14 protein-coding genes and 1 tRNA gene are annotated in these 18,841 nt (G+C 68.4%); 6 read left to right on the top strand and 9 right to left on the bottom strand.

Going from position 1 to position 18,841, the window contains the following annotated elements:
- Positions 1–18: 18 nt before the first annotated feature.
- Positions 19–3,045, top strand: a complete 3,027-nt coding sequence (locus tag J3P32_RS09830) for a type I restriction endonuclease subunit R (RefSeq protein WP_210439595.1) — start codon at positions 19–21, stop codon at positions 3,043–3,045.
- 59 nt (positions 3,046–3,104) lie between these two features.
- On the opposite strand, the gene J3P32_RS09825 is transcribed toward J3P32_RS09830, so the two are convergent.
- Positions 3,105–4,139, bottom strand: a complete 1,035-nt coding sequence (locus J3P32_RS09825) for a hypothetical protein (RefSeq protein ID WP_210439594.1) — start codon at positions 4,137–4,139, stop codon at positions 3,105–3,107.
- Between the two features lie 78 nt (positions 4,140–4,217).
- A complete protein-coding gene (locus tag J3P32_RS18650; RefSeq protein ID WP_210439593.1) occupies positions 4,218–4,838 on the bottom strand; it encodes a recombinase family protein in 621 nt (206 codons plus the stop codon).
- Between the two features lie 1,020 nt (positions 4,839–5,858).
- Between J3P32_RS18650 and J3P32_RS09815 the strand changes: the two genes are divergently transcribed.
- Together J3P32_RS09815 and J3P32_RS18470 are read left to right on the top strand one after the other, a co-directional pair.
- Positions 5,859–6,044 (top strand): helix-turn-helix domain-containing protein, encoded by a 186-nt coding sequence (locus tag J3P32_RS09815; RefSeq protein WP_210439592.1) that lies wholly within the window; start codon positions 5,859–5,861, stop codon positions 6,042–6,044.
- 149 nt (positions 6,045–6,193) lie between these two features.
- Positions 6,194–7,537: a tyrosine-type recombinase/integrase gene (locus J3P32_RS18470; RefSeq protein ID WP_210439591.1), complete on the top strand. Its 1,344-nt coding sequence runs from the start codon at positions 6,194–6,196 to the stop codon at positions 7,535–7,537.
- 212 nt (positions 7,538–7,749) lie between these two features.
- Here J3P32_RS18470 and J3P32_RS09805 read toward each other — a convergent pair whose 3' ends face one another.
- The 3 genes from J3P32_RS09805 to J3P32_RS09795 form a co-directional block, all read right to left on the bottom strand.
- On the bottom strand, positions 7,750–8,133 hold the full coding sequence (locus tag J3P32_RS09805) for a hypothetical protein (protein ID WP_210439590.1): 384 nt from the start codon (positions 8,131–8,133) through the stop codon (positions 7,750–7,752).
- Between the two features lie 554 nt (positions 8,134–8,687).
- Entirely contained in the window at positions 8,688–9,518 is an 831-nt protein-coding gene (locus J3P32_RS09800; RefSeq protein ID WP_210439589.1) for a TIGR04255 family protein, read from the bottom strand.
- A 423-nt stretch (positions 9,519–9,941) separates the two neighbouring features.
- Positions 9,942–10,017, bottom strand: a tRNA-Thr gene (locus J3P32_RS09795).
- A 136-nt stretch (positions 10,018–10,153) separates the two neighbouring features.
- Here J3P32_RS09795 and J3P32_RS09790 point away from each other — a divergent pair.
- Positions 10,154–10,597, top strand: a complete 444-nt coding sequence (locus J3P32_RS09790; RefSeq protein ID WP_210439588.1) for an OsmC family peroxiredoxin — start codon at positions 10,154–10,156, stop codon at positions 10,595–10,597.
- A 445-nt stretch (positions 10,598–11,042) separates the two neighbouring features.
- Here J3P32_RS09790 and J3P32_RS09785 read toward each other — a convergent pair whose 3' ends face one another.
- From J3P32_RS09785 to tmk, 3 genes are read right to left on the bottom strand one after another with little or no spacing between them, the layout of a single operon-like run.
- Positions 11,043–12,608, bottom strand: a complete 1,566-nt coding sequence (locus J3P32_RS09785; RefSeq protein WP_210439587.1) for an alpha/beta hydrolase — start codon at positions 12,606–12,608, stop codon at positions 11,043–11,045.
- Positions 12,608–13,786 carry a DNA polymerase III subunit delta' gene (locus tag J3P32_RS17815; protein ID WP_307861646.1) on the bottom strand — a complete coding sequence of 393 codons (1,179 nt, stop codon included), beginning with the start codon at positions 13,784–13,786 and terminating at the stop codon, positions 12,608–12,610. The genes J3P32_RS09785 and J3P32_RS17815 overlap by 1 nt, the downstream gene beginning before the upstream one ends.
- Positions 13,783–14,421 carry a dTMP kinase gene (tmk, locus tag J3P32_RS17810; RefSeq protein WP_307861645.1) on the bottom strand — a complete coding sequence of 213 codons (639 nt, stop codon included), beginning with the start codon at positions 14,419–14,421 and terminating at the stop codon, positions 13,783–13,785. Before tmk ends, J3P32_RS17815 begins: the two co-directional genes overlap by 4 nt.
- Positions 14,422–14,543: 122 nt before the next feature.
- Here tmk and J3P32_RS09775 point away from each other — a divergent pair, with 122 nt between their 5' ends.
- Both J3P32_RS09775 and J3P32_RS09770 read left to right on the top strand, forming a co-directional pair.
- Positions 14,544–15,449: a GNAT family N-acetyltransferase gene (locus J3P32_RS09775; protein WP_210439586.1), complete on the top strand. Its 906-nt coding sequence runs from the start codon at positions 14,544–14,546 to the stop codon at positions 15,447–15,449.
- 146 nt (positions 15,450–15,595) lie between these two features.
- Positions 15,596–15,964: a rhodanese-like domain-containing protein gene (locus tag J3P32_RS09770; protein WP_210439585.1), complete on the top strand. Its 369-nt coding sequence runs from the start codon at positions 15,596–15,598 to the stop codon at positions 15,962–15,964.
- A 60-nt stretch (positions 15,965–16,024) separates the two neighbouring features.
- Here J3P32_RS09770 and topA read toward each other — a convergent pair whose 3' ends face one another.
- Positions 16,025–18,736, bottom strand: a complete 2,712-nt coding sequence (topA, locus tag J3P32_RS09765; protein WP_210439584.1) for a type I DNA topoisomerase — start codon at positions 18,734–18,736, stop codon at positions 16,025–16,027.
- Positions 18,737–18,841: the final 105 nt, after the last annotated feature.

The following is an 18,841-nucleotide window of genomic DNA, read 5'->3' as shown; positions in this document are numbered from 1 at the left end:
GACGCGTCTTTCTACCGCGTGGACCTCGGGCTCGACACCTACGAACTGCTCGCGTTCATCCACGCGACCCAACCCGAGAAGTGGGAGCAGTTGATCGGCCTGCGCGGTGGGCAGGACAAGGCGCAGCAGATGTTCAACAAGCGCGTGGCCGACGAGATCGACTCGCGCGGCACGATCCATGTCATGCGTCAGGGCGTGGAGGACATGGGCATCGCCTTCGACCTGGCCTACTTCGCGCCCGCACACCGGATCACTGCGGACCTGTGGGACCTGTACGAGAATAACCGCCTCACGGTCACCCGCCAGGTGCACCACTCGGAGTCGAACCCCCACGACTCCGTTGACGTCATGCTGCTCCTCAACGGGATTCCTGTGGCGACCGCGGAGTTGAAGAACCAGGTCACCGGGCAGGGCGTGAAGCATGCGCAGACCCAGTACGAGTCGGACCGGAACCCGAACGACCTGCTGTTCCGGGCACGGTCCCTCATCCACTTCGCCGTCGACCAGGACCTCGTCATGATGACGACCCGGTTGGCGAAGGAGAAGACCGACTGGCTCCCCTTCAACCAAGGCTCGGGCGGCCCCGGACAGATGGGCGGCAAGGGCAACCCGATCAACCCCGGCGGCTACAAGACCGCCTACCTGTGGGAGCAGGTCTGGCAGCGTGACGCCTGGCTAGACATCCTCGGCTCGTTCGTCAGCGAGGACACCACGGACGAGAAGGGCACGAAGAGGCACGTCACGAAGATCAAGCCGCACCAGCGCCGCTTCATCTTCCCGCGCTTCCACCAGTGGCACGCGGTCCGTGAACTCACCGGACACGCGAAGGGCTACGGACCCGGCTACAACTACCTGGCCCAGCACTCGACGGGCTCCGGCAAGTCGAACACCATCGCGTGGCTCGCGCAGCGGCTCTCGACCCTGCACACACCCCACGACGCCGCCGGACTCGGCCCCGGCTCCTTGAAGTCCGGCTTGAGCGAGAACCAGCCGGTCTTCAACAAGGTCATCATCGTGACCGACCGGGTCGCACTCGATCGGCAGTTGCAGAACACCGTCACGTCCTTCGACCACACCCCGGGCGTCATCGCCAAGATCGACGACGACTCCGCCCAGTTGCGCACTGCACTGGAGTCGGCCAAGGCCCGCATCATCATCACCACGCTCCAGAAGTTCCCGGTCATCTCCGAGGCAGCCACGAAATTGTCCGGATCACGGTTCGCCGTGATCGTCGACGAGGCGCACTCCTCGCAGTCCGGCGAAGCCGCCAAGGACCTGAAGGCCGTCCTCGCCGGGCTGAAGGGCGAGAAGGCACTGGAGGCCGCTGCGGCCGCCGAGACCGCCGCGGCGGCGGCACAGGAGGACCCGCAGGACGCCTTGGCCCGCAACGTCGAGGCCCGTGGCAAGCAGGACAACCTGTCGTTCTTCGCCTTCACTGCGACCCCGAAGCAGAAGACTTTGGAGATGTTCGGCGAGAGGGTGCCCGAAACGTCGGTGCCGTCGGGTGAGCGCCTCGTGCCGTTCCACCTCTACTCGATGCGCCAGGCGATCGAGGAGAAGTTCATCCTCGACACCCTGGAGAACTACCTCACCTACGCGACCTACTACCGGCTCGCCAACGGTCTGTCCGGCAACGACCCGGAGGTGCCGAAGGGCAAGGCCGCCTCCGCCCTGGCCCGGTTCGTTTCGCTGCACCCTTCGGCGTTCTCGCAGAAGGCCGAGATCATCGTCGAGCACTTCCGGTCGCACACCTCGAAGAAGATCGGCGGCTCGGCGAAGGCGATGGTCGTCACGCGCTCGCGCCTGCACGCGGTCCGCATGAAGGAAGCGATCGACGCCTACATCGCGAGCAAGGGGTACCAGCACCTGCGCGCCCTCGTCGCGTTCTCCGGCAGCGTTCTGGACCCCGACAACCCGGTCGACCCGAACGACCCCGAGAAGGGCGTCACTGAGGCCTCGATGAACGGGTTCCCCGAGGGCCAGTTGCCGAAGAAGTTCAAGTCCGACGAGTACCAGGTGCTCGTCGTCGCCGAGAAGTACCAGACCGGCTTCGATGAGCCGCTCCTGCACACGATGTACGTCGACAAGAAGTTGGACGGCGTGAAGGCCGTGCAGACGCTCTCGCGCCTCAACCGCAAGCACCCCGGCAAGGACGACACCTTCGTACTCGACTTCGTCAACACCGCCGGGGACATGGCCGAGGCTTTCGCGCCCTACTTCGAGCGCACCTGGTCCCAGCCGACCGACCCCAACATCCTGTCGAATCTGAAGACCCGGCTCTTGGGCTCCGGGGTGCTCGACGACGACGAGGTCGGCGACTTGGTGGCCGCGTTCCTCGCCAGCACCGCAGGCACCCACGAGGCGCTGTACGCGCAGACCGACCCGGCCGTCGGCCGCTGGCTCGCCCTCGACGAGGACGAGCAGGAGCAGTTCCGCACCGCCCTGCGCGACTACGTCCGCCTCTACGCCTTCCTGGCTCACGTGGTGCCGTTCAAGTCGACGGACATGGAGCGCCTCTACCTCTACGGCAAGATCTTGGCCGCGCGGCTGCCGCGCGCTGAGGGAGATGACGTTCCCGATCTGACCGATGCAGCGGTGCTAACCCACCTCCGTATGGAAGAGGGCGAGATCACCAGCGCATCGCTCACCACCGTCACCGACGAGGACGCCGAGACCACTGGCCACACCGGCGAGGGTCGCGGCAAGCAGGCCGAGTCACCCGTCGACCGACTGTCGTCGATCATCGAGGTTCTGAACGAGCGGTTCGGCATGAACCTGGGCGAAGCCGACCAGTTGTTCTTCGAGCAGATCGAGGCCGAGGTCAAGGACAACGAGCGCGCCAGAGACATTGCCAGCAACAACGACCAGACCCAGTTCATGACCGTCTTCGACGACATCCTCGAAGGCATCATCATCGACCGGCACACAGCCAACGACGCCCTCCTCACTGCGTTCCTGGACAAGCCCGACTTCCGAGAAGCCATCACCCGGATGATGGGCGAAGCGGTCTACAAGGCTGTCCGGGAATCGGAAGGCGCGGCATAACCGCTGTGCCCGTGCTCACGCAGAATCGCGGTGGCAGACGCACGCTCCGCCGCGCCACCTCAGTACGACGCAGGGACCTCCCCGAAGACGAGTTGCTGCCCTGGCGGCAGCAGCCCTCGACAGATCCACCCGCTGTTGAATGGTGGGCTGCCCACGGGCTTCTGTCCCCAACGCTGGGAGTAGGCGATGCGTCGGTTGAGCAAGAGCAGGCCTGCCTCTGCTCCCGCCGACCGCAGGGACTCGAATGCCCACTCCCCCACTCCCGTCTCGGGCGTGAGCAAGGCGAACGGGACACCCAGTTCGACGAGGTGGGCGAGCCAACGGCGTCGCACGCTGTACGGAGGGTTTGTGACCGCGACATCTACGTTCATGGCCTCGACGTCGGCACGCGTAAACTGGAAGAAGTCCTGCCCTGTGCTTAGGTCCGAGCAGATGACCTCATATCCAGACTCCTCAAGCACATCAACGATGTGCGAGCGGCCCCGCACGTCGGCGTGTGCCCAGATGCGCAGTGGAGGGCGAGGCAGAATCGTCAGCAGCGGCGCTACCGCCGTCCGCGGCGTGTACCAGAGGTCGCCCGACGTGCCCTTCGCTTGGCTCGCATGCAATTCGTTCATGCGGCCGGACAAGTGTGCCGAGTCCGAGCGGCGAGCCGCGTCCAGCACTTCGGACACCAGACGTAACACCTGCTCTCGGTCCGTCACTCCATGACTTCGGGCGACAACTTCGGCGGCGATCGGTTCCAGGATGGGTTTGATGTCGCGCGCAGCCTTCTCCGTTACGACTTCGGAGACGTCCGTGCCCGCTGCTCCGCTGAGGACCTGCACTACTTCGTGCTGGTTCAGCAACTGGTAGGAACGAGCGCGGCTCATTCCATCGAACTCCGAGGCCACATAGTCGGCCCAGCGGCGGTAGCCCAGCGCAAAGTGGGCCATCCCGACGTATGCCTGGTGCACGAGTTCGTGGAGCGCGCTGGCTGTGAGGCGGATGGCATCTGTGAGGTGACGGGCTTCGTCGCGCGACAGGAACGTCGGCTCGCCATCCGTGTCTACACGTGTGGACACGGACTCGGTGGCGGCGCGTGTGTCGGTCATAACCTCTGAGAGATCGGCGTGCGACCGTCGGCGTAGACGGCAGTCCGGTAGTGGGAGCGACTGCGTACGTTAACCAACTCAGGGAGTCGATACTCCCTGGGGGGACTTGACTTGCACGGCTCGATACACCGTCGCACGGCTGGTGCCGAGCATCGCGGCGATCTGGGCCACCGGGGTGGTCTCCTCGAAGTACAGACGCGTTGCGAGGGCCTTCTGCTCAGGAGACAACTTTGGCTTCCTACCGCTCTTCGCGCCGCGTAGTCGAGCCGCCTCCAGTCCTGCTCTCGTCCGCTCGACAATTAGGCCGCGCTCGAACTCGGCCAGGAGCGCCCACAGTTGCCATTGGAAGTTCGTGGTTGCGGAGTCATTCCCGGGGGTGAGGAATATCCCTTCTTGAAGAGACCGGAAGCCGCAGTGTCGGCTACGGAGGTCGGCGACGAAGGCGACGAGATGTTGAAGGGATCTAGAGGCACGGTCCAGCCGCCAGGTCACCAGACTGTCTCCCGGACGAAGCGCATCGACCGCCTCTGCGAGTACGGGGCGGTCTGTCCGGGTTCCACTAGCGGTCTCCTCGTAGATCCGCACACAACCTGCACGATTGAGCGCGTCCAACTGCATAGCGAGGTTCTGATCCCAAGTAGACACACGTGCGTATCCGATGAGGTCCCCCGCGCGGGTGTCATTTGCAGCAAATGTCATGGTCGACGTCTTACCCCGTTCCACCGACACTTTTCGCAGAACCCATGGCATCCGGAGGTAGTGCAAGTCGCGAATCGGACACGGGTTGAGCAACTCATCCCCGCTCTGAGACTGCCGATGTCGCTCGGCTCGATGCTGTGTTGCAGAACCGGTCGTTTGTGACGCACGACGGCCGACCGACCCGAGCCTCCGGTATCGCTGGCTGGGACCGCGTCGTCGACATCGGAAAATTCCGGGCTGTGCCTGACCCACTTGCTTCAGACGGCTCTAGACCCGAAGGACCACACCTTTCTGGGGATGTACGTCGCTGAATACGTCGTATCGAAGCCAGAGTGCATGAGCCACGCGACGGGCCGACTGGGAACAATCCATATGCATCACCACCCGTCCGTCCGACTCCACCCACTCGCCTATGAGGCATCGGAAGGAATCGTGGCCGTTGGCCAAGTCTCCGACCAGCGCGGCCGAGCAGATTGCTCGAACCTCTGCGGCCTTACGTGTAGTGCGCACTTTCATCCCTTCGAAGCCGATGTCGGCATCTGCACTGTTTATCGACAGCCCAACCACCTTCCGTAACGCAGGCGCCGCTAGTCGCGCAGCGTGCTGGTTTCTGGGCGCAGCCACCGCGGGACGTGGCGGCTTTTCCGGTCCGCGCCGTTCTCACCTGACGAACGGACAACAGAGGCATATCCACCGACCTGCGACCGTCCGGTCCGGCTCAAGCAGCCGATGGTTGAGCGACACACCCGGCGCGCAATCGGGCGAACGGCCCCTGCCCTGTCACATGCGATGCGCTCTCGGCCCGGAACGTGTTCGCGCTAAGCGCTATCCGCAGCCTTGCCTGCAACGAATTCGGCCTGGGATCGAGTCCGCCAACCGTTCCCGACTGCGCCTCGATTCAAGTCCACGAAAGATGCGGGAGGCGGACGGTACCGTCCGGGAGCCCGGATGCCGATAGCGGCGTTGTCCGGCCCCGACCGACGGGGCCCTGCCGCTGGAGAACTCGCAATGGAAGCCCTGATGACCAACACCGACGTCGCCGCCGTACTCGGCATCCGCCCTAAGACCCTCACCAACTGGCGCCACCTGCGCAAGGGACCCACCCCCGCGACGATGAACCGTCCGATCCGATACCGCCGACAGGACGTCGAGCGGTGGATCGCCGATCAGGCTTCCGCCACGGCCGCCTCCGAGGGGTGGTCCTGATGCCGAGGGAACCCATCGAGCCCGGGAAGCACGGCAAGCGCTGGTATGCCGAGTGGTGGGTCGAAGGATGTGCCCCTGCCGTCGACGCCACGGAGGCGACCGAAGTGTTCCCTGCCTTCCCTGCGGCACCAGCGGGAGCCGAGCGGCGTGTGCGAGCAGTCGAGACGCACAAAGGAAAGCAGTACCTCGACCCGAAGCCAGGGAAGGGGAAGTCCTACGTCGTTGCACGTGTCCGGGTTCGTCGGCTCGACGGCTCGTACGCGGAGTTGCAGCGAAGGGCGTCGGGGCAGGCTGCCGCCGAACGGGCGATCGATAAGGCGCTCGCAGACTGGGCCGCTACTCCCTCGGTGGCAGCGGGGGACACCATCAAGCCGACTTGGACCGTCGAGCGGCTCGGCCAGCACTGGCTCGCTCATCGTGAACAGATCGGTTTGCTGAATACGGCCGGTGACCTTGGCGCCTCCTCGCTCGCTCAGATGGAAGCGACCTTCCGCACCGCCATCCTCGGCGAGCGTAAGACGCGCGTTGACGGCAAGTGGGTCCTCCAGGGCCGCGAACGAGGTATTGCTTCGTTGCGCCTCGGCGAGTGCTCCCGCGCCACCCTCCAAGCGTGGCTGTCCGGCATCGAGAACGCCGGAGGGAAGACCGACCAAGCACGAACGGTCTTGAATCAGATGCTGCAATTGGCGGTTGACGACGGTGCGCTGCGGGAGAACCCGATGTCCCGGGTCGCACCTACGAAGCACGAGGCCAAAGAGGTTGAGGCGCTCAGCCTGCAGCGGTGCCTCCGTCTGCGGCACCTGCTCGAACCTTCGAATCGCGGGGTCCCTGGTGCCAAACGGAGGCCCGGTCCTGACCTCGCCGAGATTGTGGCGTTTGCGCTTGGGACCGCCGCCCGGCCTGGCGAGGTACTCGCCGTGAGGTGGATGGACCTCGACCTCGACGACATCGAGCCGTCGACCTTCCTGCGCGGCACACTCATCGAAGCCCGCAAGCCGACCATCACGAAGACGTACCGACAGCCGTGGTGCAAGGACCACTCCGACCGCATCCTCTACCTGCCGCCCGCACTGGTCGCAATCTTGGAGGCAAGGTACGAGAGGCTCATTGCTACACGGACGGTGTCCGCTGACGAGACAGTCTTCGCGACACGCACCGGGGGGCTGCGCGAACCGGCCAACGTGCGCAGCGACCTGCGAAGGGCAACCGCCAACATCGCGGAGTTGGCAGGAACGAGCCCTCACACCCTCCGCCGTAGCGTGGCGACGCTGCTCGCACGGTCCGTCACCGCGGATGCAGCCGGGGCACAACTCGGCCATAAGGGCAGTCTCGGGCGCGCGCAAACGATCACCCAGCGGCACTACATCGCACGCGCGAAGGTCGCGCCTGACTCCAGCCACGTGTTGGAGCGCCTCTTCGGCACGTGGGACCCGAACGCGGCACCGGATGAAGAAGACCGTCTGGCCGCACGTTATGCCGACCCAGCCGCCTGACCACGCGCTCTGAACGACCTGCGTTCGTTCGGGTGCAGGGTCGTGAGTGGTCTGCAAGAAGCGCTCTCATCTAGTCGTTGCAGTCGCGGACGGTGACCGAACACCGACCACACCAACCTCGGCCGAGATACTCGTAACCGCGCCGGACCACTGGGCAGGATTCCCAGCCGTTGCTGCGTCGAGTGGGCGTCTCATCGAAGACGAGCGGAGTGTTACGTGAACCAGTGCGCCACCTCGACGACGGCGCGCATCGCGCCCTTCGAGCGGTTTCCACCGGCCAGGGAGAACATCACCGCATGCCACGGCGCGTCTGGACGCGGGTCGGACATGATTCCCTGCGGCATGGGCTGGTCGAGGGAGTTCACCAGATTCCGGAGGTCTCGAACCGCAACCTGAGCGATGCGCGAACCCGGCCCGAAGGCCTCTAGTAGCGCGTTCACGTTCCCCCCGTGTGCCTCCCACACAGACTGCAGATTGACGGACGCACAAGGACCGGCCAGGCCGAAGGAGGCCGCCACGCCAGCGGATTGATCTTGGAACGCTCGGCTCTGCAACGTGTCGCCATCGAAGAACGCCGGGCTGACCACCCTCAGCACAAAGTCGTCGTCCGAGATACTCGGGTCATCAACGAGGGGTCGAAGCGACGAACTCTCTGGCATGGCCCTGTGTCAGAGCGAGTCCTGAGCGAGTCTCCACGCCCACTTCTCGACACCGTCCGGCATATCGCTGAACGGTCCTTCCCACTCCGAGATTCCTCGCTGCGCCGCGTAAGCAGTCGCCGCCCCATCGGAATCAACCTCAATCTGCAGTTCCACCGAGCGGCCCCGGAACTCGACCGCAACACCGCCCTCACCAGCCGGTGCAACGGTGGGCGCTGGAGTGCCCTCCCAGATTGAGTCTGCAAGCACCTGCACCAGCGCCTGTAGGGGTCGCGGCGCGAAAGTCTGTCCGAGTTCCGAGATCAGGTAGTTGATGCGAGCGATTACGTCCGGGAGCCAGGCTGCAGACCTGTTGTCGAGCGGACGGAAGTCAGCCTGCCTGAGGTGACGCGACGAGGCTGCAACGGAAAGGTCGGCCGATGCCGCTCGCACGGGTAGGTCAATGCGCTCCGCGACAGACCAGGCGGACGAGGAGCGGACGGGTGCCACTGTCATTTCTGTCCCCAAGCCATTCGAAGTTCGGAACTGGTTATAGAGATGAACGACTCAACAATCACACGCCGTGCCCTGTCTCCGAACTTTCCGAGGTCGCCGTCAGAGGCGGGTGCTCCACGCACGGTCAGTTCCAGGACATAGATGGGCTTCGGTTCCCCCGGTCCGCCGAAGGCAGGCGTCAACGACACGTGTAAACGCGCTTGCGGGAGGTCGCCTTCGGCGTCGACAACATACTGCGAGCGCAACGCCGCTTGCTCTGCTCGGACAGGCAGGTCGGCCCCGACAGATAGCCCCGGAAGGACACGTGCAACTTCGCCGTGAGAACTCCAGATGCCTTCGACGGGCGCGATGTGGTTGATGTAAGTCACTTCGCACTGGATGGAATCCGGCGTCTCGCCTTGGGCCTCCAACCAGCCGCTGAACTCGGCCCACCGCTGCTTGAACTCCGTCCGGCGGGCGGGCCAGTGGGGATAGGTCACGTCCGAAACGCCGCCATGACGCCGCCAGTTCGCCGCGAACCAGTCGCGCTGCACTTGCAGTAGGTGCTGACCGTCCGCCGAGGACGCCCAGACGCGAGGGAGCAGCATCACCGGTGGAAACTCGAAGGAGAGGGTCGGTGCCTGCGGTGCGCCGTCCGAGAACCGCTCGACCGGGGACTCGTATGGTCCCTGAAGTTCGAAGCCAGGGAAGTCGTCCCTCCAAGTGTCCCGCCAGAACGACGCGAAGGCCAAGAACGTCTCTTGCCGCATGGGGCTGAAGCGAACTGCGGTGACCACCTCGACGACGGGCGGCGTCGCGAAGTCAGCAATCACTTCCTCCGCCGCCACGCCGTCAGGATAGTGCCGATCAACAAACCCCGCGCGGCGATCGCCGCATACGGCGTTTCGCCATCGCCACGACCCTGCCGTTCGGGTTCAGGCGCATCCGCCCTCGCAGTACGACGGGACTCCGGTCCTGACAGCGGAGCGCAGGCACTTGCCGCTGTTCGCAGATGTTGGGGCGTGACGGGTTCTGGTGCGGTCTTCGAGCGCTTCGCCGCGGTCCGTGAAGGGATCTGCCTTGCCGGTGGACCTGATTGACCACCTCCGCGTCTACCCGGGACCAGAGTTGGCCACGTCGCGGCCCTCGTTCCTTCGCCGAGCGAAGCCCCGACGAGGACTGCATTCACCGGGATATCACCGGGACCAGCGGGCCCATTGAGAGCCTAGAACCAGTCTGATCCAGCAAACCGGCAGGTCAGGGCCCGGAGGTGGAGCCGCCTGTCGGAATCGAACCGACGACCTAATCATTACGAGTGATTCGCTCTACCGACTGAGCTAAGGCGGCGTGGCCCGGGAGCGCTGCTCGAAGGGCCGCGGGCGAGTATACGGACGACGTTCATCCGGACAGAAATCACGGGGTGGGAGGCACCGGCTAGGTTCGAGGACGACCCGACATCCCGCCTCGTCACACAGGAGACACGATGCCCACTCGCTCCGCACGCACCGCCTGGAAGGGCGGCCTCCAGGACGGCTCCGGCCAGGTCGAGCTGACCAGCTCCGGTGTCGGCACCTACGACGTCTCGTTCCCCAAGCGCGCGGCCGAGTCCGCAGACGGCACGACCAGCCCCGAGGAGCTCGTCGCGGCGGCGCACTCGGCCTGCTACGCGATGGCGCTGTCGAAGATCGTCGGCGACGCGGGCGGCACGGTGCACGCGCTCGACATCAACGCCGACGTGACACTCGGGCCCGACGAGCAGGCCGGCGGCAACAAGCTGACCGGCATCAAGCTCACCGTCCGCGGAGAGGTGGACGGCCTCGACGAGGCCGGCTTCAAGGAGGCCGCCGACAAGGCCAAGGTCGGCTGCCCGATCAGCAAGGCGCTCGCCGCCGTCGACATCACGCTCGACGCGGCGCTCGAGGGCTGACTGCGGCCGGGCCGGCCGGCTGCTGAGGGCCGGCCCCGCCGCCCCTCGGCCGGCCAGCCGGTCGGCCGGTCGGCCGCAGCGTCATACGAACGCGTACTAATAGGTGCCGGTCCGTATGACGCCGCCCAGCCCCCCGCCCCTCGGCCGGCCGGCCGGCCGCAGCGTCATACGAAGGCGTACCAATAGGTGCCGGTCCGTATGACGTCGCCCGGCCCACCGCGCAGCGTCATACGAACGCGTACCAATAGGTGCCGGTCCGGATGACGCCCGCGCAGCCCCCCGCCGCAGCGTCATACGAAGCCGCACCAATAGGTGCCGGTCCGTATGACGTCGCCCGGCCCGCCGCCGCAGCGTCATACGAACGCGTACCAATAGGCGCCGACCCGTATGACGCAGGCCGCCGCCGGCGGAAGGACCCCGAGCCCGGGCAACGCGCGACGTCAGGTCAGCACGTCGTCCCGTCGTCGGGCACGGCCCCGTCGATGAGGTAGTCCTCCACGACGGTGTCGATGCACGCGTTGTCGGCGTTGTACGCCGTGTGGCCATCGCCGTCGCGCTCGACGAGCACGCCCGACTCGAGCTGCTCGGCCAGTGCCACCGCCCACCTCAGCGGCGTCGCGGGGTCGCGGCTGGTGCCCAGCACCAGGATCGGCGCCGCGCCCTCGCCCCGGATCGTCAACGGCTCCTCGCGCGAGGTCACCTCGATGCCGCGGCAGCCGGTCATCCCCCACGCGAACACCCGGCCGAAGGTCGGCGACGCCTCCTCGAAGGCCGGGAAGAGCGACGGCACCTCGGCGAAGGGCACCGAGGTGGGGTCGTCGAGGCAGTTGATCGCGTAGTTCGCCTCGACCGAGTTGTCGGCGTAGCTGCCGTCGGGGTTGCGGGAGGCGTAGGCGTCGGCGAGGTTCATCAGCGCCGAGCCCTTGCCCTCCAGGGCCGAGGCCAGGGCAGTGCTGAGGAGGAACCAGTAGTCGCGGTTGTAGAGCGGCGTGATGATGCCGTAGAACGCGTTGCCCACCGTGAGCTCGCGCTCGCCCGCCGGCAACGGCTGCTGCTCGATCTCCTCGAGCAGCCCGGAGATCGTCGCCATGCCCTCGTCGACGGTGTCGCCGAGGAAGCAGTTGTCGGTGGAGTCGAGGCAGTTCTGGACGTAGGCGCGCAGCGCGGTCTCGAAGCCGGTGGCCTGCTCGAGCGCCAGCTGCCGGGCGTCGAGGGAGACGTCGACCGCGCCGTCGAGCACGAACCGGCCGACGCGCTCGGGGAAGAGCTCGGCGTAGGTGGCGCCGAGCTTGGTGCCGTAGGAGGCGCCGAAGTAGGCCAGCTGCTCCTCGCCGAGCGCGGAGCGCAGCACGTCCATGTCGCGGGCGGCCTCGGTCGTCGTGACGTGCCCGACCACCGGTCCCGAGCCCTCCGCGCACTGCTCGCCGAACGACAGCACCGCCTCGCGGTGGTCGGCCTGCTCGGCAGGGGTGTCGGGCGTGGGGTCGCCGGCGAGGTAGGCGTCGAGCTCGGCGTCGCTGAGGCAGTCCACCGGCGCCGACCGGCCGACGCCGCGCGGGTCGAAGCCGACGACGTCGAAGGCGTCGAGCAGCGGCTCGCGGAACACCTGCCGGCCCAGCGCGGCGTACGACGTCCCGGGGGCGCCGGGGCCGCCAGGGTTCACCACGAGCGAGCCGACGCGCGACCCGCTCGCCGGCACCCGCAGCAGGGCGAGCTCGATCGTGTCGCCGGCGGGGTCGGCGTAGTCGACCGGCACCGTGAGGAAGCCGCAGTCCTGCGCCTCGTCGCGCTCGCAGGGCTGCCAGTCGATGCGCTGGGAGTAGAAGTCGGCCAACGACGGGTCCGGCGCCTCGGTCACGGCGGCAGGCGGCGGTGTCGTCGGCGACGGGGTCGGCGGGGCGTCCGAGGTGTCGGCGGCGTCGCGGCCGCCGCCCTGGATGGCGAGCCCGACCGCGACGAAGGCGGTCACCGCCAGCGCGAAGACGACCAGGAGCGCGAGGAGCCTGCGCATCAGCGACCTCCGGGCAGCCGCAGGGCGACCGTCATCGACTCGAGCGCCAGCTGCGGCGGCACGTTGAACTCCAGCATCTGCTCGCGGGCGGTGAAGATCGCGTCGATCATCCGCAGCAGCTGCTCCGGCGAGGCGGCGCGGGCCACCAGTGCCACGTCGCCGCGCAGCTCCTCGTTGACCAGCACGCCGGGCGCGCCGACCGAGAGCGCGATGGCGTCGCGGTAGACCGAGACGAGGTCCATCAGCGCGCGGTCGATCACGTCGAGCACCCGACGCTTCGCCTTCTGCTTCTGCAGCTTCTCCAGCCCGGCGAGCGCGGCCCGGTAGGACCGGTTGGCGAGGTCCTTGCGCTCGCTGCCGAAGATGGACTGGAGCTCCTCGAGCTCGCGCCTCTCGGCCGTGGCCGTGATCGCCTCGGTCTCCTCCTTGGCGAGCTCGGCGAGGTTGGTCGCCGCAGTCATGCACGACCCGAGCGAGGTGAGCCGTGCCGGGATGCTGATCACCTCGCGCCGGCGCGAACGGGTCTCCTCGTCCAGTGCGAGCGCGCGCGCCCGGCCGATGTGCCCCTGGCTGGCGCGGGCGGCGAAGCCGGCCAGGGTCTCGGAGACCCCCTCGTTGCGCACGAGGAAGGCCGCGACGTCCTCCGTGCCGGGTGTGGCGAGGGTCAGGGTACGGCAGCGCGAGCGGATGGTCGGCAGCACGTCGCGCACGGTCGGGGCGCACAGCAGCCAGACCGTGCGGGGCGTCGGCTCCTCGATCGCCTTGAGCAGCGCGTTGCCGGTGCGCGGGTTCTCCGGGGTGCCGAGCCGGTCGGCGTCCTCGATGACCACGATCTGCCAGCGGCCGATGGCGGGGAACTTCGCGGCCGACTGCACGAGGTCGCGCATGTCGTCGACGTAGAGGACCGATGTCTCGGACCTGACCCACGTGATGTCGGGGTGGGAGCCGCTCATGCCGAGCCGGCAGGCCTCGCACCGGCCGCACCCGGTGCGCTGCTCGCACTGCAGCGCGGCGGCGAAGGACCGGGCGACGTTGGAGCGGCCGGAGCCGGGGGGACCGGTGACGAGCCAGGCGTGGGTCATGCCGTGACCCCCCGCCGCCTGCTGCAGCACCTCGATGGTCGGGCGCTGGCCGACGAGCCCGGACCAGACGCCGGCAGTGGCGCTCGCGGTGGTCACGACCGCTCCAGCAGGGGCGCGACGCGCTGGCGGATCGACCCCGCGATCTCGTCGACGGGGGCACGCGCGTCGAGGACGAGGTAGCGCTCGGGGTCGGCGGCCGCGAGGTCGAGGAAGCCCTGACGGACCCGCTGGTGGAAGGCGAGCGACTGCCCTTCGATGCGGTCGCGCCCGGAGAGGCGGTCGAGGCCCGCCTCCGGGTCGAGGTCGAGCACGACGGTGAGGTGCGGGCGCAGGTCGCCGGTGGCCCACCGGGCGACGGCCTCCACCTCGCCGACGTCGAGGGTGCGCCCGGCGCCCTGGTAGGCCAGCGTGGAGTCGACGTAGCGGTCGGTGATCACCACCTCGCCGCGGGCGAGGGCGGGCAGCACGACGTGGTCGACGTGCTCGGCCTTGTCGGCGGCGTAGAGGAGGGCCTCCGTGCGGTCGGAGAGGTCGCCGGTCGCCGGGTCGAGCACGATGCGGCGCAGCTCCTTGCCGACCGACGTGTCCCCCGGCTCGAAGGTGAGCAGCACGGTCTCGCCCCGCTCCAGGAGCCAGTCGTGCAGCAGGCGCGACTGCGTGGACTTGCCGGCCCCCTCGCCTCCCTCGAAGCAGACGAACAGCCCGCGCTCCGACAACACTCCTGCGCTCACGGGGACACCCTACGGGCGCGGAGGGACAGGGATGCGCGGTGAGCCCGCTCGCGCCCGGGGCGGGTGGACGGTCTGCGACCAGCCGCAAGCGATCCGCAAGGTCCGGGCCGCACACTGCTGCCATGACCACCATCGACGGCCTGCCCGCGGGCCTCAGCACCCGTCCCCTGACCCTCGCCGACGCCGAGGCGGTCCACGCCGTCATCGCCGCGGAGGAGGTCGTCGACCTCGGCGAGTCCGAGATGACCGTGGAGGACGTGGTGGCCGACTGGCAGCGGCCCAGCTATGACATCACCGCCAGCACGATCGGCGTCTTCGACGGCGACCGGCTCGTCGCCTACGCCGACCACAGCGACGCCGACGTTGCCTACACGGCCGTGCTCCCCGACCACCAGGGCCGCGGGATCGGCACCGCCCTCGCCCACTGGCTGCAGGATAGGGCGCGGGCGGCCGGCTCGGCGCGCATCGGCACGCAGGTGCCCGAGGGCAGCGCCGCCGACCGGCTGATGGCCGACCTCGGCTACGCCGTGCGCTGGACCGCGTGGGACCTCGAGCTGCCGCCCGAGCGCGAGGTCGCCGCCCGGCCGCTGCCCGACGGCTTCGCGATCCGCAATGCCGAGGAGTCCGACCACGAAATCGTCTGGACGCTGCTGGAGGACTGCTTCCTCGAGTGGTCGGAGCGGGAGCGGATGAGCCTCGAGGACTTCGGCGCCCGCGTGTGGGGCCGTCCGGGCCACCAGCCCTGGAACCTGCGCCTCCTCGCCGCACCCGACGGCCGCGTCGTGGGTGCCACGCACGTGTTCCTCGCAGGCGAGGGTGCGTACGTCGCCCGCATCGCCGTCCGCCCCGACCACCGGGGCCGTGGGCTGGCGCCGGCGATGCTCGTCGACGCCTTCGCCCGAGCCCGAGAGCACGGAGCGGTGCGGTGCTACCTCTCGACCGACACCCGCGCCGGCGCCCGCGGTCTCTACGAGAAGGTCGGCATGGAGGTCGCGTCCACCTGGGTCAACCGGGCGATCGCGCTCTGAGGCGCGCCATGGACCTCATGCCGCGCTGCTCGAGCTGAAGGACGCCCGGCAGGGCACCGCGGTCACGTCGAGCTGAGTCCGGCTGCTGCCACCGCCCGCCTCCTCGGGCGTGGCGGCCGCACCGGCGGCCACGCTGGGATGGACCCATGACCATCGACGAGCTGCTGGCGGAGGCCCGGGCGGACCTCGTGCGGCTCTCGCCGACCGAGGCGCTGCAGGCGCAGGAGGACGGTGCCGTCCTCATCGACATCCGCCCCGAGGCCAACCGCGTCAGCGAGGGCGGCCTGCCCGGTGCGCTCGTGGTCGAGCGGACGGTGCTCGAGTGGCGGCTCGACCCCGCGTGCGAGGCCCGGCTGCCGGAGGCGGCGTACGACCTGCACGTGGTGGTGGTCTGCAACGAGGGCTACTCCTCCAGCCTCGCCGCCGCCACGCTCCGCCGGCTCGGGGTGCACCGCGCGACCGACCTGGTGGGCGGGTTCCGGGCGTGGAAGGACGAGGGCCTGCCCGTCTGCTGACGGACGCCGGCCCAGCCCGGCCCAGCCCGGCCCGATCGGTGCGGCCGGTCAGGCGGCCGGTCAGGCCTTCTTCGCAGCGGTCTTCTTCGCAGCCGTCTTCTTGGTCGCGGTCTTCTTCGCGGCGGTCCTCTTCGCGGCGGTCTTCTTGGCGGGGGCCTTCTTCGCGCCCTTGGCCGCCTTCTTGGCCGGGCCGCGCTCGCGCCGCTCGGCGAGCAGCTCGGCCGCACGCTCGAGGGTGATCGACTCGACGGTGTCGTCCTTGCGGAGCGTGGCGTTGTACTCGCCGTCGGTGACGTACTCGCCGAAGCGGCCCGACTTCACCACGACCGGCTGGCCGGAGACGGGGTCGTTGCCGAGCTCCTTCAGCGGCGGGGTGGCCGCGCCGCGCCCGCGCTGCTTGGGCTGGGCGTAGATGGCCTTGGCCTGGTCGAGGGTGATGTCGAAGATCTGGTCCTCGCTGGTGAGCGAGCGCGAGTCGGTGCCCTTCTTCAGGTACGGGCCGTAGCGGCCGTTCTGCGCGGTGATCTCGGTGCCGTCGTCGTCGACGCCGACGATGCGCGGCAGGTCGAGGAGCTTCACGGCCTGCTCGAGGGTGACCGTGTCGAGGGACATGGACGAGAAGAGCGAGCCGGTGCGGGGCTTGGCCGACTTCGGCGCGTCGTCGGGCAGCACCTCGGTGACGTAGGGACCGAAGCGGCCGTTCTTGGCGACGATCTGCAGCCCGGTGTCGGGGTGGGTGCCGACGACCTGCTCCTCGCCGGCGGGGTTGGCGAGCAGCTCCTTGGCCTTGGCCACGGTGAGCTCGTCGGGCGGCAGGTCGTCGGGGACGTTGGCGCGCACGGGCGCGGCGTCGCCGCCGTCGGGCCCGGGACCCTCGACGTAGGGCCCGTAGCGCCCGACGCGGAGGTTGATCCCGTCCTCCGGCTCGCCGATCGGGAACGTCGCCATCTCCTTGGCGTCGATGTCGCCGAGCTCGGTGACGAGGGTCTTCAGGCCGGTGACGTCGGTGGAGCCGTAGTAGAACTCGGCGAGCTCGGTCGCGCGGTCGCGCCGGCCGCTCGCGATCTCGTCGAGCACGTCCTCCATGGACGCGGTGAACTCGTAGGACACCTGCCGCGGGAAGTGCTCCTCCAGCAGCCGCACCACGGAGAACGCCAGCCACGCCGGCACCAGCGCCGTGCCCTTCTTGTAGACGTAGCCGCGGTTGAGGATGGTGCCGATGATCGAGGCGTACGTCGACGGGCGGCCGATCTCGCGGTCCTCGAGCTCCTTGATCAGCGTCGCCTCGGTGTAGCGCGCCGGCGGCTTGGTCTCGTGGCCCTCCGGCGTCAGCGTTGCGGCGGACACCGCGGCCCCCTCGGTCAGGTTCGGCAGCCGGGTCTCGGCGTCGTCGCGGCGCTTGGACGCGTCGTCGATGTCCTCGACGTAGGCCTTGAGGAAGCCGTGGAACGTGATCGTGCGGCCGCTCGCGCTGAACACGACGTCACGGCCGTCGGCGGCGGCGCCGCCGAGGCGGATCGTGACCGAGTTGCCGGTGGCGTCCTTCATCTGCGAGGCGACGGTGCGCATCCAGATCAACTCGTAGAGCCGGAACTGCTCTCCCGACAGGCCCGTCTGCGCCGGCGTGCGGAACGTCTCGCCGGCCGGGCGGATGGCCTCGTGCGCCTCCTGGGCGTTCTTGACCTTCGACGCGTAGGTCCGCGGCGCGTCGGGGAGGTACTCCGCGCCGTAGAGCTCGCGCACCTGGTCGCGCGCGGCACCCACCGCCGCGTCCGACAGCGTCGTGGAGTCGGTGCGCATGTAGGTGATGAAGCCGTTCTCGTAGAGGCGCTGCGCGACCGACATGGTCACGCTCGCGCTCATGCCGAGCTTGCGGCTGGCCTCCTGCTGCAGCGTGGTGGTGCGGAAGGGCGCGTACGGCGAGCGGCGGTAGGGCTTGGACTCGACCGAGCGCACGTCGTACGTCGTCTCGGCGAGGCCGGCGGCCAGCGCCTCGGCGTCGGCACGGGACAGGTGGACGCGCTCGCCGCGCTTGAGCTCGCCGGTGTTGTCGAAGTCGGAGCCGCGGGCCACCCGGACGTCGTCGACGGAGTGGAGCCGGGCGGGGAACATCCGCGGGTCGTGGCCGGTGCCGGCGTCGAAGGTGGCGTCGAGGTCCCAGTAGGAGGCGACGCGGAACTTCATCCGCTCCCGTTCGCGGTCGACGACGAGGCGGGTCGCCACCGACTGCACGCGGCCCGCGGAGAGGCCGGACATGACCTTCTTCCACAGCACGGGCGAGACCTCGTAGCCGTAGAGCCGGTCGAGGATGCGCCGCGCCTCCTGGGCCTCGACGAGGTCGTCGTTGATCTCGCGCGGGTTCTCGACCGCAGCGAGGATCGCGGGCTTGGTGATCTCGTGGAAGACCATCCGGTGGACCGGCAGGCCCTTCGGCGGCTTGAGCTCGTCGAGCAGGTGCCAGGCGATCGCCTCGCCCTCGCGGTCCTCGTCGGTGGCGAGGTAGAGCGCGTCGGACTCCTTGACCAGCTTCTTCAACTTGGAGATGTGGCTCTTCTTGTCGCGAGGGACGACGTAGTAGGGCTCGAAGCCGTTGTCGACGTCGACGGCCAGCCGACCCCACGGTTTGTCCTTGATCTTGGCCGGCGTGTCCGCGGCGTTGTTGGGCAGGTCGCGGATGTGACCGATCGAGGACTCCACGACGTAGTCCTTGCCCAGGTACCCGCCGATGGTGCGGGCCTTCGCAGGCGACTCGACGATCACGAGCTTTGCCACTTGGTGTGCTCCCTCTTGTTGCTGCTGCGATGTTGCTCAGCGCCGCAACCGTAGCGCCACCTGCCCATATCTCCACGCCGCGCGGTCCACAGGGCCCTCGCGCCC

Origin of the sequence: Nocardioides xinjiangensis, from assembly GCF_017916385.1 — a bacterium.
Classification (GTDB): domain Bacteria; phylum Actinomycetota; class Actinomycetes; order Propionibacteriales; family Nocardioidaceae; genus Nocardioides; species Nocardioides xinjiangensis.
This window is presented reverse-complemented; position numbering and strand designations above follow the sequence as displayed.